Source organism: Nocardia sp. NPDC056064, assembly GCF_042266925.1.
In the GTDB taxonomy this organism is placed as follows: domain Bacteria; phylum Actinomycetota; class Actinomycetes; order Mycobacteriales; family Mycobacteriaceae; genus Nocardia.
Genome location: NZ_JBHJWO010000001.1, coordinates 647,579 through 662,469, shown reverse-complemented (window position 1 = coordinate 662,469; position 14,891 = coordinate 647,579). Strand labels below are relative to the sequence as shown.

16 protein-coding genes are annotated in these 14,891 nt (G+C 70.8%); 11 read left to right on the top strand and 5 right to left on the bottom strand.

From position 1 onward, the window contains the following. Window positions 1-85: 85 nt before the first annotated feature. Window positions 86-1,456 (bottom strand): lipase family protein, encoded by a 1,371-nt coding sequence (locus ACFC06_RS03025; RefSeq protein WP_375927273.1) that lies wholly within the window; start codon window positions 1,454-1,456, stop codon window positions 86-88. A 194-nt stretch (window positions 1,457-1,650) separates the two neighbouring features. Beyond that, entirely contained in the window at window positions 1,651-2,877 is a 1,227-nt protein-coding gene (locus ACFC06_RS03020; RefSeq protein ID WP_375927271.1) for a lipase family protein, read from the bottom strand. A gap of 283 nt (window positions 2,878-3,160) precedes the next feature. On the opposite strand from ACFC06_RS03020, the gene ACFC06_RS03015 reads away from it, so the two are divergent. From ACFC06_RS03015 to ACFC06_RS03000, 4 genes are all read left to right on the top strand, one after another. Further along, entirely contained in the window at window positions 3,161-3,412 is a 252-nt protein-coding gene (locus tag ACFC06_RS03015; protein WP_375927269.1) for a hypothetical protein, read from the top strand. An 86-nt stretch (window positions 3,413-3,498) separates the two neighbouring features. Next, entirely contained in the window at window positions 3,499-3,990 is a 492-nt protein-coding gene (locus ACFC06_RS03010) for a DUF2599 domain-containing protein (protein ID WP_375927267.1), read from the top strand. A gap of 22 nt (window positions 3,991-4,012) precedes the next feature. Next, the gene (locus tag ACFC06_RS03005) at window positions 4,013-4,681 is read left to right on the top strand and encodes an SDR family oxidoreductase (protein ID WP_375927265.1); all 669 of its coding nucleotides are present in this window, start codon (window positions 4,013-4,015) and stop codon (window positions 4,679-4,681) included. A gap of 338 nt (window positions 4,682-5,019) precedes the next feature. Beyond that, entirely contained in the window at window positions 5,020-5,274 is a 255-nt protein-coding gene (locus ACFC06_RS03000) for a hypothetical protein (RefSeq protein WP_375927263.1), read from the top strand. Between the two features lie 53 nt (window positions 5,275-5,327). Here the strand turns inward: ACFC06_RS03000 and ACFC06_RS02995 are convergent, their stop codons facing one another. Both ACFC06_RS02995 and ACFC06_RS02990 read right to left on the bottom strand, forming a co-directional pair. Continuing rightward, window positions 5,328-6,212, bottom strand: a complete 885-nt coding sequence (locus ACFC06_RS02995) for a helix-turn-helix domain-containing protein (RefSeq protein ID WP_375927261.1) — start codon at window positions 6,210-6,212, stop codon at window positions 5,328-5,330. A gap of 18 nt (window positions 6,213-6,230) precedes the next feature. Continuing rightward, complete coding sequence (locus ACFC06_RS02990; RefSeq protein ID WP_375927259.1) at window positions 6,231-6,464, bottom strand: DUF397 domain-containing protein; 234 nt, start codon at window positions 6,462-6,464, stop codon at window positions 6,231-6,233. Between the two features lie 353 nt (window positions 6,465-6,817). Between ACFC06_RS02990 and ACFC06_RS02985 the strand changes: the two genes are divergently transcribed. The 6 genes from ACFC06_RS02985 (at window position 6,818) to ACFC06_RS02960 (ending at window position 12,876) form a co-directional block, all read left to right on the top strand. Further along, window positions 6,818-7,054 (top strand): hypothetical protein, encoded by a 237-nt coding sequence (locus ACFC06_RS02985; protein ID WP_375927257.1) that lies wholly within the window; start codon window positions 6,818-6,820, stop codon window positions 7,052-7,054. Window positions 7,055-7,139: 85 nt separating this feature from the next. After that, window positions 7,140-7,574, top strand: coding sequence for a CBS domain-containing protein (locus ACFC06_RS02980; protein ID WP_375927255.1), 435 nt, complete (start codon window positions 7,140-7,142; stop codon window positions 7,572-7,574). Window positions 7,575-7,629: 55 nt separating this feature from the next. Continuing rightward, window positions 7,630-8,901 (top strand): aminotransferase class V-fold PLP-dependent enzyme, encoded by a 1,272-nt coding sequence (locus ACFC06_RS02975; protein WP_375927253.1) that lies wholly within the window; start codon window positions 7,630-7,632, stop codon window positions 8,899-8,901. Between the two features lie 32 nt (window positions 8,902-8,933). Then, window positions 8,934-10,172 (top strand): copper chaperone, encoded by a 1,239-nt coding sequence (locus ACFC06_RS02970; protein WP_375927251.1) that lies wholly within the window; start codon window positions 8,934-8,936, stop codon window positions 10,170-10,172. Continuing rightward, on the top strand, window positions 10,169-11,566 hold the full coding sequence (locus ACFC06_RS02965; protein ID WP_375927249.1) for a decarboxylase: 1,398 nt from the start codon (window positions 10,169-10,171) through the stop codon (window positions 11,564-11,566). Before ACFC06_RS02970 ends, ACFC06_RS02965 begins: the two co-directional genes overlap by 4 nt. After that, window positions 11,566-12,876: a pyridoxal-phosphate dependent enzyme gene (locus tag ACFC06_RS02960; RefSeq protein ID WP_375927247.1), complete on the top strand. Its 1,311-nt coding sequence runs from the start codon at window positions 11,566-11,568 to the stop codon at window positions 12,874-12,876. Before ACFC06_RS02965 ends, ACFC06_RS02960 begins: the two co-directional genes overlap by 1 nt. Here the strand turns inward: ACFC06_RS02960 and ACFC06_RS02955 are convergent, their stop codons facing one another. Next, window positions 12,877-14,316: a condensation domain-containing protein gene (locus ACFC06_RS02955; protein ID WP_375927245.1), complete on the bottom strand. Its 1,440-nt coding sequence runs from the start codon at window positions 14,314-14,316 to the stop codon at window positions 12,877-12,879. A 167-nt stretch (window positions 14,317-14,483) separates the two neighbouring features. Here ACFC06_RS02955 and ACFC06_RS02950 point away from each other — a divergent pair, with 167 nt between their 5' ends. Beyond that, the gene (locus ACFC06_RS02950) at window positions 14,484-14,870 is read left to right on the top strand and encodes a cold shock domain-containing protein (protein WP_375927243.1); all 387 of its coding nucleotides are present in this window, start codon (window positions 14,484-14,486) and stop codon (window positions 14,868-14,870) included. Window positions 14,871-14,891: the final 21 nt, after the last annotated feature.

Genomic DNA, 14,891 nt, shown 5'->3' with positions numbered 1-14,891 from the left:
ATCGGATGGGCAATAGCACTGATATGAGTTTTAGGCGAGGCCGCCGTGGCCGCAGCCGAGTGCGGGGATGGCTACGGACCGGCGGTCAGCATTCGCTGTGGGCCGGGAGGCCCTGTAGGCGTTCGTCGAGCCACAGCATGGCTTCGGGGTAGCCGGTGACCGCGCCGATGACGTGTTCGCCGAAGACGCTGCGGTAGACCGCGTTCGCGCCGAGGGAGCACTGTTCGTTGTAGAGATTGCGGGCGCCGGCGGCGGGGATCCAGAATTCCTGTTCGCCGTTGTAGATGTAGAGCGGTGTCGCCGAGCGCATGCCTGACATGCGGGTGATCTCGTAGATCTCGGTGGCCAGGTCCGAGCGCAGTGGGTCGGTGATGTTGGCGCCGATGTCGATGGGCAGGTGCAGGGCGCCGGGCAGGGCGAAGACGCTGATGCACTGGTCCTTCATCGGCGAGGTCGCCACCCAGCGGGCGAGATTGTTCATGGCGGCCAGGATCTGTGGGCGTTCGCGGCCGATGGCGAAGGTCGCGGCCATGAAGACCCCGGAGGCCAGGTTGGCGTTCATGCTGCGGGAGAGGATCTCGAAGTCGGCGGGCACTCCGCCCAGCGCCGCGCCGACGATCACCTCGGCGAGTTCGGGTGCGTAGGACTCGATGAGTTTGGCCGCGCCGTGGGTGGCGATGGCGCCGCCGGAGTAGCCGGTCATCGCGACCGGGCTCGCGCCGTAGGCCGCCGGATCGTAGCCGCGCATCGCCCGGATGGAGTCCAGGACGGCGTGACCGGCCATGTAGGGCTCGGCGTAGGCCATCCAGGGGCCCTCGTGGTCGGGCACCAGCACCGCGTACCCGCGCAGCGCGGCCAGCTGGGTGGTCGGCGGGAAGAAGTCGGTCATGTTGGTGTCGAGCGTGAGCCCGTGCGAGAGCGTGTATCCCGGCGTGCAGGCCCGGCCGAGCGCATCGATGGGCAGGTTGTTGACCAGTACCGGGCGGTCCCCCGGCCCGGTCCAGTCGGCGGCGGGCACGATCAGGGTGGCGGTGGCGAACGACGGCCTGCCCTGGGCGTCGGAGGTGCGGAATTTCAGCAGGGCGGCCGAGCGCAACGGGACCAGGGTGAGCAGGCCCGCGGTCGCGGTGATGTCGCGGACCTCGATCAGTTCACCGGGTGCCAGCTCGGCCAGCCCGTCGGGCCACTGATCGAACATCGTGTCGCCGACCGGTGACGGCAGCACCGCCGCGTGCAGGGCGGCCAGTTCGGCCTCGGAATCCCCGGCCGCGGCGTCGGTCTGGATCGGGGACGGCAGGATCTGGTCGATCCAGCGCTGGATATCGGGCAGGAAACCGGGCGAACCGGGTTGTGGCACCGGGAATTCCGGCGTCGGCGGCGGATCGGCCGCGGCGGTGCCGACGGTGACCGAGCACAGTAATACGAGCGAACCGAGGAGAACACGCACAGATCTCATAGCACACACGCCTTCGGGTGGCGACGGAATCGTCGACAGACGTGACGCGTTGCGGTGCTTCGATTTCCGCCGAATCTCCCCCAAGAACGCCCGCCGTCAGTGCACTCACGGTAGCCCGCGCGGGCGCGCGGTCCGGCCATCGTGCCCGACTCGTGTGCGCACCGCCGCCCGATCGCAACCTCGGGCGCGCCCGATCAGCAGGTGCTGGGTGCGGGTTCTCCGCGCAGGCGCGCGTCCAGCCAGCCCACCGCCGCGGGCAGGCCGAGCACGGCCGCGGTGAGATGGTCCGGGGTCGGCGTGGATTGGGTGACCACCGGCGCGCCCGACGCACACCAGCGGCGCATGGTGTCGGTGATCGCGTCGACGGGGATCAGGCCGTCGATGGGCGAATGCCATTCGAAGACCGGCATGGTGGGCGCGCCGTCGTAGAGCGCGAGGCTGTTCTCCTCCACCACCGCGCGGGCCTGCGGGTCGTCGACCAGGGAGGTGGTCGCGGCGAAGTCGAGAATGCCGTGCCCCGCACCGGTACTGAGGATGTCGTTGGTGCAGGCGTTCGCGATGGCGGCGCGGGCGGCCAGGCCACGGGCGTTCATCTGGTCGCTGATCGGGAACCGTTCGGGATACTCGCGCTCCAGCCCGATCCCCGCGGCCAGCGCCAGCCCGAACACCGGGTGCGAGCCGAAACCGAGCCCTTCCAGCATCGAGACCAGGTTCATCGGCACCCCGCCCATGGCCGCACCGGCGATCTCGACCTCGGGCGCGTAGGTGGGTTGCAGGGCCGCCGCCCACGCGGTCGCCATGCCGCCGCCGGAGTAGCCCGCCATCGCGACCCGGCTGTGCTGGACGCGCAACTGCTCCACCTGACGGATGGCGCGGATGCCGTCGAGGGTGACCTGTCCGCCCAGCTTCGCCGCGCCGTAGGCGTAGTTCGGGCCGAGATGGTCGGGCAGGGCCATCGTCCAGCCGCGGCGCAGGGCCACGTTCCAGAACACCGCCTCGCGCACCATGAGATTCGGGTCGTCGGTGTAGAGCACCTTGGACACCGAGCACTGCACGCCGAGCCCGTTGATGATGTGCTGATACGACAGCACCGGTGCGTCGGGCTGCTGGTTGTTCGGCTGCAGCACGGTGGTGGTGGCCGCGATCGGCTCGCCCGCGGAGTTGGTGGAACGGAACTGGATGAGCGTGACCGTGGTGTCGGGGAACATCGCCAGCGGCGGCATCGACCGCACCGCGAGCACGTCACCGGGCCGGTGATCGGCCAGGCCGGCGGGCTGACCGTACATCGGGTCGGGATCGGCGCTCGGGTAGAGCGGGGTGCCGTGGCTCGCGGCAGGGGTCACCGCGAGCAGCGCCGCCACCATCGTCGCGAGCAGTGTCCGGCGCGGCCGACTACGTCGCGCCGCGGCAATCCAGGTCATCCGGCTGTCCCTCCCGTGTCGCTGCCGTCACCGCCGATCCTGACCGGTACCGTGGCCCGTCGGAACCCCATTCCGGCAAGATCGGCGCGGCTCACAATCGCCGCCCGGCGACGCTGTGGCCGGAAGCAAGCCCTGTACCGCGCCCGCTGGGGTCGACGCACGCGACCGGCCGGGCGAACTGTGAGATCTCCAGGCGAAGACCAGAACATGTTCCACTCGATGGCCGGGGTCCTACCGTCGAGTAGGAAGGCGCCCACCAGCGCCGGGGCAGAAGGAGCACGCCATGATTCGCACCGACGAGAACATCGCCGCGACCTCCCAGCCGGTCGACCGGAGCGAAATACCCACGCGGCGGATCACGGTCTACTTCGACGGCCCCACCCCCGCGGACGTGCTGGTGCTGCGCTACGCCGCCACCCAGGCCGAAGCCTGGGAGTTCACCTCCGCGGCGGTCGCGGCCGGGCTGCTGGTCACCGTGGACGGCCAGGTCGGCCCCGGTTTACGCCGCCTGCCCTGCCGCTCGCTCTGGCACTGAGCCCGCGCGAGCACCGGCACGGCCGCGGCCGCCGCACTAGGCTGGCCGGGCGGCCCGTACCGGTGCCGCGGGAACAGGAGGCGTTCGTGATCCGGTGGTACCACCCCGCGCTGGCCGTCTGCGCGGTCGCCGCGCTCGCCGGCTGCGGTCCCGCCGAGGAGCCCACCGCGTCCGCCTCGACCACGACCACGACCACCACGCCGACGCGCACCACCCCGCGCGTCCCCGCCACCATCGCACCGCCGACCACCACGGTCGATCCCTATGCCGGACAGCCGCTCATCGATCACGTGAGCTGGACCGAGAACGTCGACGGCCCCCGCCTGCAGATCTTCCCGACCGTGGCGGGCCGCAAGACCGCGGCACCGGGTGCCGATCAGCTCGCCTGGGGCGAGGTCCTCGCGGCGGACGCCACCGCGGACTCCCCCGGCATGTTCGACCAGTTCCGCTGCCACTGGGTCTGGGCCAGGATGGTGGCACCGGACAAGCCGAGCTGGAACCTCGAACCCTGGCGACCCGATGTCGGCTACCCGGCCACGGTGTCGGCCAACTGCAATCCCGGCGGCCCGGAACGCTGACCGCCCGAAAGGAGCACCTCGCATGCGCATCGTCATCGCCGGTGGACACGGCAAGATCGCTCTGCTGCTCGCCCAGCGGCTCACCCGCCGCGGCGACCGGGTCCATGCCCTGATCCGCGACCCCGCGCAGGCCGCCGACGTCGCCGCCACCGGTGGCGTCCCGGTGATCTACGACCTCGAACGCGACACCACCGACGACCTGGCCGCCGCCCTCGACGGCTCCGACGCGGTGGTCTACGCCGCGGGCGCGGGCCCGGGCAGCGGCGTCGAACGCAAGTACACCGTGGACCTCGGCGGCTCGGTGGCCTTGGCCGACGCCGCCGAGCGCACCGGCGTGCGCCGGTTCGTGCAGATCTCCACCATGGGTGCGGGTCAGCCACCGGCACCCGGCACCGACGAGGTGTGGGCGGCCTATCTCGACGCCAAGACCCGCGCCGAGGACGATCTGCGGGCCCGCACACTGGACTGGACCATCGTGCGGCCCGGCCGGCTGACCGACGCCGAAGGCAACGGTCTGGTCACGCTCGGTCCGCCGCCGATTCCGCGCGCCGACATCCCGCGCGCCGACGTGGCCACCGCGCTCGCGTCGATCTTGGTCGCGGACAACACCTTTCGGCACACCCTCGAGCTGGTCTCCGGCACCCAGCCGATCGACACGGCGGTCGCCGCGATCGCGATAGCCGAAAATTAACTATCGCAACAGTATTCGCCGGTCGGAGCCATTCCGGATTCCACCGGCGGGCATTCCGGCGACCAAGGAATACCTATGAACCGCCGGTCACGCCATCGCCCGGGAGATCCGCCCGGCCCGCACCGCGGGGCCGCCGCGGATTCGCCGCTCAGAAGCCGGGAAATGCAGCGCATCGAGACGGAATCGATCGTGCAGATGTGCTTGCATCTGAAAGTGTCCCCGTCCTAAACTCAGGGCCGCAACACAATTCAGGGGATAGTCAGGGGAGGCCGCGAGCGGCTCACCCGGGGTATTAGTTGCCCTGGGTTTGCCACTGCCTAAACACAGGGGCGCTCAATATGAACAACACCAAAGGCCGTTTCGGTCTCGCCGATCGCGCGGGGACCACCTTCCCGATCACCACCGGGTGCTCCAGGGAGACCGCGGTCGCCTTCGTCATCGACGCCGTGGAATCCACCGGCGCGGCGACTCGCAACGACTTCGACATCGACCGGATCGTGACCACCGCGCACGAGATGGCCGACGACTGGGACCTGCAGACGCTGGCCCCCGACACCTTCTGGCGCATCGCCGCAGGCTGTATCCGCTACTGACGACAAACGCCGACCGGCTCCTTGCCGGTCGGCGTCAGCGGTTCCCCCGTCGCTCAGTCGCGCTCGGCGTACTCCAGCAGGATCTCGCGCGAGCGGTCCGGCCGGGCGGCCTGCACGCTGAGCTGGTCCATGACCGACAGGTACAGCGCCAGGTCCTGCCTGCGCTCGAGGTACAGCGCGCTGGTGAGCTGCTCGAGGTAGACGATGTCGGGCAGCTCGGGTTCGGCGAAGCGCAGGATCGAGAAAGAGCTGCCCGCCGCCGCGTGCCCGCCCGCCGCGTACGGCAGGACCTGCACGGTGACATTGGGCAGCTCGGAGAGCTCGGCCAGGTAGCGAAGCTGCGCGCGGTGCACCTCGCGACCGCCGACCGGGCGGTGCAGCACGGCCTCGTCGATCACCGCCCACACCACGGGCGGGTCGACCCGGCGCAGGATGTCCTGACGCAGCTGACGGACCTGGACCCGGCGTTCGGTCTCGGCGTCGTCGAACCCGAGGGTGACCATCGCCCTGGTGTACTCCGGGGTCTGCAGCAGACCCGGCACCAGTTGCGCCTCGTAGGTCCGGATCTGGCTGGCGGCCTGTTCGAGCCCGAGGTAGGTGCTGAACCACGACGGCAGCAGATCGCTGTAGCGATGCCACCAGCCGGGTTCGCTTGCCTGCCGGGCGAGTTCGAAGAACGATTCCCGCTCGGCGACATCGTGCACCCCGTAGAGGGTGAGCAGGTCGCGGATGTCGCGTTCCTTGAATCCGGTGCGGCCCAACTCGAGCCGGCTGATCTTCGCGTGGGAGCCACGGATCGCGTCGCCCGCGGCCTCACGGGTGATGCCCTTGCCTTCGCGGAGCTTGCGCAACTGGCCACCGAGTGCGATACGCAGCACGGTGGGGCCACGGTCGACAACCGGTTGTACGCGACCGATCTCGTCGGGTTCAGCCGTCATGGACGCCGATATTACCGATCACTGGGTCAGATAGTCGAACTCTCCGGCCTTCGCGCCGCGGATGAACGCGTCGATCTCGGGGCGGGTGTAGAAGATCACCGAGCCCTTCGGATCGCGCGAGTTGCGCACGGCCACCGAACCGTCGGTCGCCTCGGCGAGCTCGACGCAGTTGCCGCTGGGGTTGCTGAACGTGCTCTTGCGCCACGCGCCGACGCCCGGGCGTTCGCGCTGATCATGCTGGATTCCGGACACGCCACACTCCTCGTTCTCGAATGATGCCCATCGGTACGAAATTTGCAGATGCACGCTCAAACGTTCTTGCATCTGCATGATTCGACGCGGACACTAACACGCGGCGGCACCCGGCGCACCGGTCGGTACTTACCCGACCTCAGGACCAGCCAGGCCCCGCCCACAGGGTTGTCCAGCCCCCTGAATTCGCAAGCGCCACAAGCCGATCGGTGACGCGACACGCCGCGAACGGGCGTGCAGATGTTCTTGCATCTGCAAACGAAGCGACCGTAGACTCAGCCCTCGAGATCACCGGAAGGTCGACGGCACACCGGCCGGACCGACCCACCGGCGCCGGATGTGAGGGGCCTCGGATGAGCAGTCCGTTTCGTACACCCCGCCGGATCTCGGCCGCCACCACGGTGGGCCTCGAGATCCCGCGACACCTCGGCGCGGCGGTAGCCCCGCCCACCGCCTGCGGCGACGAGCCGCACAGCCTCACCTATCGCCAGGCGCGCGAGATGCTGCGCCAGCACGATGTGCACGGTCCCCAGTGCAGGCAGTGGCTGGCCGCGGCGGCCTATCTCTCGGCCGGCCTCGACGACGAATAGTCCGTAACTTCTCCGTGCTGGTCAGCGCCGCGTTCGCGGGGCATGCTGGTAGTCGTACGGCCCGTGCGACCCGAGTGAGTGGCCCATGCGGATAGCGGAGATCCTGCGGAACAAGGGAGCGGCGGTGGCGACCGTGCCACCGCAGACCACGGTGCGCGCCCTGCTCGGCGTCCTGGCCGGGCACAATATCGGCGCGGTGGTGGTCTCCCCCGACGGCGCGACGATCAGCGGAATCGTCTCCGAACGCGATGTGGTGCGCCGCCTCGACCGTGACGGCGCGGCCCTGCTCGATCGCCCGGTCACCGAGATCATGACCGTGCGGGTGCGCACCTGCGGGCCCGACGACCACGTCTCCTCGCTGCGCCACATCATGACCGAGCACCGGATCCGGCACATGCCGGTGGTGCGCGAGGACCGCCTGGTCGGCATCGTGAGCATCGGCGACGTGGTCAAGAGCGAGATCACCGAACTCGCCGAGGAACGCGGGCACCTGGTCGACTATCTGCAGGGCAGATACTGACCACCTCGACCGTTGTCGAGGCCGAAATGTGTTGTCCGCGCGTATCGTTGAACGCGTGCACCCCCTCCGGCCCGAGCTCGCCGCCGTTCCGGCGACCCGGCACGCGCCGGTGCCCGCCACGGTCCGGGCGCGCTTTCCCGCGCTGGGCGAGGCGGGAGTGGTCTATCTCGACAGTGCCGCCACCACGCAGAAGCCGGAGTCGGTCATCGCGGCGGTCACCGGCTACCACCGCGCGCGAACGGCCAACGCGGGCCGGGGCACCTACGGCTGGGCGACGACCCTGGCCGCCCGGATCGAGGCGATCCGGGCGCGTGCGGCCGGTTTCCTCGGGGCACGGTATCCCGACGAGATCGTGTTCACCGGCGGGGCCACCGCCGCCCTGGGCACGGTCGCGCACAGCTGGGGCCTGACCGGGCTCGCCGACGGCGACGAGATCCTCTACAGCCCCGCCGATCACGCCGCCAATGTGCTGCCCTGGCATCAGTTGCGCGACACCCTCGCGCATTTCGGCCGCCGGATCGTGCTGCGGCCGTATCGCAGCACCCGCGCCGGCGAGTCCGACATCGACGACATCCTCGCCCAGGTGAGTCCGCGCACACGGTTGATCACCACGACGCACCTGCATCACGTGTACGGCGGGCTGACCACGCTCGAGGAGCTGCGCGGGCGGATCGATCCGGAGATCCTGCTGTGCTTCGACTGCTCGCAGAGCGGCGGTCACCTGCCGGTCGACCTCACCGCGCTCGGTGCCGATTTCGCCGTGTTCGCCGGGCACAAGATGTTAGGCGCGCCCGGGGTCGGGCTGCTGTACTGCCATCGGCGCGTGCACGAGCGGTTGCGGCCGTTCCTGCCCGGGGGTGGGTCGGGCGTGCGGGTCACCGAGGCGGGTCTGCGGGGGTCCGGGATGCCCGCGCTGCTGGAGGGCGGGACGCTGAACCTGCCCGGAATCCTCTCACTCGCACCGGCTTTCGATCTGCTCGACGAGATCGGCCTGCCCGCGATCGCCGCGCACAACCAGGAACTGACGCTGCGTCTGGTCGAGGGCCTGCGCCCGCTGCCCGGGCTGGAGTTCCTGCCCGGACCCGCCCACGCGGACTGTGCTGTCGGCTACGGGATCGTCTCGTTCACCCTCGACGGGATCAGCGCGGCCGATCTCGGATTCGTGCTGGCCGAGGACGGTTTCCTGGTCCGCACGGGTGCGCACTGTGTGCCCGCGGCCGAGGACGGGGCCGGTTCGGTGCGGGTGAGCACCCATCTCTACAACACCCTCGACGAGATCGACCGTTTCCTCGACTGTGTGGCCGGTATCGCCGGTCACCGGCGCTGAGCCACGACCTGTCCCCGAGCCGAGGAGCACTGATGGGTACGCCTCCCGCGCAGAACTACGATCGCCGCGCCACGGCCCGGATCCTGGCCCGGCTGGCCGAGCCCGGACTGTTCGCCGCCACCCAGGCCGCTGTGACGGTGCGGATCACAGTGCGCGCCAGTGCCTTACGGCCGGAACCCGGGCGGGCGCTGACCGAATCCCAGCGGCTGTATCTGGAACGGTTCATGCGGCCGTGCCTGCCGGAGCAGGTCACCAGCGCCACCCACCGGCTCACCTGGACCGATTCGGCGGGTATCCCGAACACGGGGTACGTCCACGCCGCGGGTGCCGGGCCCGAACTCGCCGTCGTCGCCAGGGAGACCGTGCTGGCGCTGTGGCGCGCGGTGGCCGGATCGGGCCTGGCCGAGCGGGCCGCCGCGCTCCCGGCGCCGGACCGGGCGGTGCTGCTGGGCACCACGACCGATCACGAGCCGGTCGAGATCGTCCGCGTCGGGATCGAGGCGGCGGGGCGGGCGCTGGTGCAGCACGGGCTCATCGCCGGGGACACCCCCTATCGCGGCATCGTCGAATTCGCCACCGGCCTGCGGGATTCGGGGATCTTCGCCGCGGTCGCGACGCGGTGGTTCTGGGAACTGCAAGCCTCCACGTTCCGTCGCGGGATGATCCCGGTGCGATTGGAGACCCTGCCCGGCGGCCGGGTGCGCTACACCGCCGAGTCGCTCGCGCTGCTGCGTGCGATGAAGGACACCACCGTCGCCGACGCCCATGCGGTGATGCGCCGCGCCACGACCGAGGAGGGACTCGACACCGAGGCCGCCGTCGCGAAGTATCACGACGACCTCGATCTGATCTCGCGCCAGTACGCGCTGCTGGCGCCCGGCACCGTCCCCGCGTGCCCGGCGGCGGCCGACACCGGCGGGTCATCGGTGCTCGCGGCGGTCGTGGACCGTTTCGTCGAGACCTTCGCCGACCTGGCGGGCACGGTCGAACTCGTCACCGACACCTCCCCGGCCCCACCGGCCACGTCGCACGGCGACGACGGTGTCTTCTTCGTGCCCGACATGAGCTGCAAGCACTGCGTGCGCACCATCACCGCGCTGCTGGAGTCGATGCAGATCCCGGTGCTCGAGATCGATCTGGAGTCCAAGCGGGTGGCGGCGCGCATCCGCAGCCCACGGCATCGGTCCCGGGTCTTCGAGGCACTGCGCGACGGCGGCTACAACCCCGTCGACGAGGCGCCCGCGCCGCTGCCCGGCGCGTCGGTGGGATGACCCCGCCCGCCGTTCCCGCCGCCCTCGCCCCGCTGGTCGCCGCGTTCGTCGACGACCGGGCCGCGGTGCGTGAAGCGCTGCGCCGGTTCGGGTCACCGCTGCACCTGGTGTTCCCGCAGGTGTTCGCCGCCAATCTGGCCGCCCTGCGCGGCGTGCTCGACGCCGCCGGACTCGGCTACCGGATCTGCTACGCGCACAAGGTGAATCGCTCCGCGGCCTTCGCGCGGACCGCGGCGCAGGCGGGCATCGGTATCGATGTCGCGTCGGTGCCGGAGCTGCGGTCGGCGCGGGCGGCGGGGTTCGCGGCCGAGCGGATCGAGGTCACCGGACCCAAGGGCATCACGCTGCTCACGGCGGCAGGCGCGGCGGGAGTGACGGTCAATGTCGACAATCTCTGGGAGCTCGAGACCCTCGCCGGGCTCGGTCCGGCCGCGGTGCTGGTGCGGGTGTCGGGGTTCGCGGGCAGCGCGCCGAGCCGGTTCGGGATCGACCTCGCCGAGATCGACAGCGCGCTGGATCTGCTCGTGCGGCATCGGGACCGGCTGCGCCTGCGCGGGTTCGCCTTCCATCTCGACACCGCCTCGACCGCGGAGCGGGTGCGCGCGGTCGCGGACTGCCTGGAACTGGTGGAGCGTGCCTACGCGCGCGGCCTGGCACCGACGGTGCTCGACATCGGCGGTGGGCTGCGCCAGGTCTTCACCGGCGACCCCACCGGGTACGACGCCTACGACACCGCCCTGCGCGCGGGCCTGCTCGGTCAGGGGCCCGCGCTGCACTGGGGCGGCAACACCTTCGGCTATCACGTGAGCGACGGCGCGGTGCACGGGCGCGCGGTGTTCCACAAGTACGCCAATATCGATCCGGCTCCGGCCCTGCTCGCCGAGCTGCTCGCGGCGCCGCTGCCGGGGCACGGCGGCCGCGCGTTGAGCCGGGTGCTCGCCGACAACCTGCTCGAACTCTGGCTCGAACCGGGCAAGGCGCTCGTGGATCGGGCCGGGATCACCGTGGCCCAGGTCGAATTCGTCAAATGGACCGGTGCCGGCGCGACGCTGGTGCATCTGAATCTGAGTCGCGACACCGTCACCGCCGCCGATCAGGAGGTGCTCATCGACCCGATCGTGCTCACCGAAGCGACCGGAACCGGTCCCGCCGGGGTGTATTTCGCCGGACACCTGTGCCTGGAACGGGACCTGGTGACCCAGCGCCAGGTCCGCGTCGAGCAGCTGCCCGTGCCGGGCGACGCGGTGGTGTTCGCCAATACCGCCGCCTATCTCACGGACCTGTCGGCGGCGAGCGCCGCGATGCATCCGATCCCGGTGAAGGTGGCGGTGACGCGCGCGGACGCCGGATACGTGCTGTGCCCCGATGCCGGATACCGGCCCGGGGAGCGGTGATGATCTACTCCCACATCACCGAGCTGATCGGTGACACTCCCCTGCTCCGGCTCGATCCGGCGGTGCACGGGCTCGCCGAGGTCGAGCTGTACGCGAAGCTGGAGTCGCACAACCCGTTCGGTTCGGTGAAGGACCGGGTCGCCTGGGCGATGATCCGCGACGACCTCGCCGGGATCACCGCCGAGGGCCGATCGCTCATCGAGGCGTCCAGCGGCAATACCGCCAAGGCGTTGCGGGTGCTCGGTGCCCTGCACGGGGTGCCGCTGCGCGCGGTGACCAATCGCATCCGGGTCACCGAGGTCCGTCAGCTGTTGCAGCTGCTCGGCACCGAGATCGTGGAGCTGCCCGGACTGTCGGAATGCCCCGATCCGCAAGCGGCCGACGATGTCTCGGCGGTGATCGAGCAGACGATCGGTCAGGCGCCGGGGCGCTGGTTCCATCCCTCGCAGTACACCAGCGAGCGCAATGTGGCGGCCCATCACGACGGCACCGGCGCCGAGATCGCCGCCGACCTCGCCGCGGCCGGGATCGCCACCCTGGACTATCTCGTGGGCGGCCTGGGCACCACCGGCTCGACCCGCGGCACCGCGACCGCGTTGCGCGCCCACCATCGCGCGCTGCGCACCGTCGGGGTGGTCTCCGACCGGTTCGACTTCATTCCCGGCATCCGGTCCGAGCGCGAGATGTGGGAGGTGGGGCTGTTCCAGCCGGGGTTCTACGACGAGATCGTCACCGTCGATTCCGCGACCGCGATCGAGGCCACCCTCACCCTGGCCCACGGCTTCGGGGTCCTCGCCGGACCGACCAGCGGCGCGGCCTACGCGGCGGCCCTGCGCGCGCTCGCGGCCGCGCCCCGGCCCGCGGGCAGGCCGCTGGTGGCCGTGCTCATCGTCTGCGACCGGCTCGAACCGTATCTGTCCTATATCGCCCAGCGCAGGCCCGATCTGTTCGGCAAGCCCGCCGCGCCCGCGGCGCCGGGTCCCGGGGACGCCGCCCCGGCGCTGTCCCCCGCCGAACTGGCCGAGCTCGACCGCACCGGCAGGCCCACCGTCGTCGACACCCGCGGCGCGATGGCCTATCGGGTCGGGCACGTCCCCGGCGCGGTGAACATTCGCGACGACCAGCTCGACGACCTGCTCACCCAGGGCATTCCGTTTCCCCGGTCGCGGCCGGTGGTGTTCGTGTGCCCGGTGGGCGAGACCTCCCAGCGCTTCGCCGCCGTGACGCGGCGGGCCGGATTCGACGCGTTCAGCCTCGACGGGGGCATCGTCGCCTGGCGTGACGCGGGGCTGCCGCTGGAACGGGGCTGATCAGAGCAGTATCCGGGCTGCCCGGCGGGCGGTGCCCACCGACCGGCGACGGCCGGTGGTGGCCGGCAGCGCGGTCAGCGGGCCGCGGTAGCCGTCGGCCAGCAGCGCGACCACGCCACGGAAGCGGTCGACGAACCGCGCGGCGGTCTCCTCGTCGAAGCGTGCGAGCGGATAGCAGAACGAGCCGTCGATTCCGGCGGGCGCGCCGAGCGGGTCGTAGTGGTCGGTCAGGCCGAACTCGAGATCGTGTTTGGCCCGCACCACGCCCGTGGGGATCTCGGTTATCGACAGTGCCTGTGCGGCAGCGGGTTCGGCGGAGGCGACAGCGGGCGTCGCGGCACGCTGCAGGATCAGTGTCGCCTGGAACAGCGGGAGGGCGGCGTCCTGGAGCAGGCAGCGCTCGAGCCTCGGGTTCGGGGTGTCGGGGTGGGCGTAGGCGGCCAGCGCGACCCGCCGGACCTGCTCGAGCAGCTCCTCGACATCGGCGGCGCGGTCCAGGCGCACGCGCATCAGTACATCGTCGGAGAAGTTGCCGACCAGCTCGTCGAGCAGCCGGTGCTCGCGCCCGGACACCGCGGTCGCCACCGTCACGTCGGCGCTGCCCGCGAACGCGCCGACGGTCACCGCGAAGGCCGCCTGCAGCACCATGAACAGGCTGGCCCGGCCGTCCTGGGCCAGCCGCAGCAGCCCCACGTGGGTGCGCGCGTCGAAGGACAGTGCGATCAGCGCGCCCGCCGCCGGGTCCGCCGGTGGCGAGAGGTGTTCGCGCGCGGGCAACCTCAGCGGCGCGGGCCTGCCCGCCAGCGCATTCGCCCAGTAGCGCAGCTGGTGGGTGGCCCGGCTCCACTCGTCGGTGAAGTCGCCGAGCCGGTCGTGCTTCCACAGGGTGTAGTCGATGTAGCTGAACGGCAGCGGCGCCCAGGCGGGGGCGGTGCCCGCGCGGCAGGCCAGGTAGGCGGTGACCAGATCGCGGATCAGCGGGCCCATCGACCGGCCGTCGACCGAGATGTGGTGCACGACCAGCACCAGCACCACCTCGTCGGGACCGAGGACGAGCACTCGTGCCCGCACCGGCAGGTCGCGGGTGAGGTCGAAGGCCCGGCCCGCGAGATCCGCGATCGTGGCGGCGAGTTCGGCTTCGGTGACGGCGCGTTCGGCCACGTCGAGGTCGAGCGCGGCGGGGTCGGCGACGACCTGGGCGGGACCGGCAGCGGTCATCGGATAGCGGGTGCGCAGCGGTTCGTGCCGCAGCACCAGGAGCTCCAGCGCCGATCGCAGCGCGGCCACGTCGATGCCGGTGCCGCGCAATCGCATGGCCCGCGCGACATTCCAGTCCGCCGAGCGGCCCAGGCGGGCGGCGTGCCACATCCGCTCCTGGGCCGGTGCCAGCGGCACGTGTGCCGGGCGCGGTCGCGGCACGGGTACACCGGGGTCGAACACTCGCCTGCAACCTCCACGCCACGCCGAACAGATTCGGAACGCTAACGAGTGGAGATCAACGCAAAGTTACCCGATTGTGACCGCCGTCTGTCGGCTGACCACTTTCCGGGTAAAACGCCCAAATGCCACGTTAGAGTAGGCGTCGGGAAGCGGAGCTGAGGAGCTGGTTGGTGTCCATCGGGAAATTGGTGTCGTTCGACGGGTCACGGGGATTCGGGTTCATCCGGCCCGACGACGGCGGGCCCGACGTGTTCGTCCATGTCAACGACATCGGCCTCGACGAGGACGAGCTGCGCCAGGGCCGGATCTTCGAGTTCGATGTCACCGAGGGTGACCGCGGGCCCAAGGCGATCAATCTGACCGCGGTCGGTCAGGCGCCGTCGACGGCCAAGGGCCGCAAGGCCGGTGGCCAGCGGCTCGGGTCCGAGGACATGCGCAGGCAGATCACCGAGCTGCTGCTGGAGGCCTCCCCGGCGCTCACCGCCGCCGAGATCATCACCATCCGCGACCGGTTCACCACCTTCGCCGACGAACACGGCTGGCTCGACAGCTGAGCTCCCGGTTCCTGTCGGTCC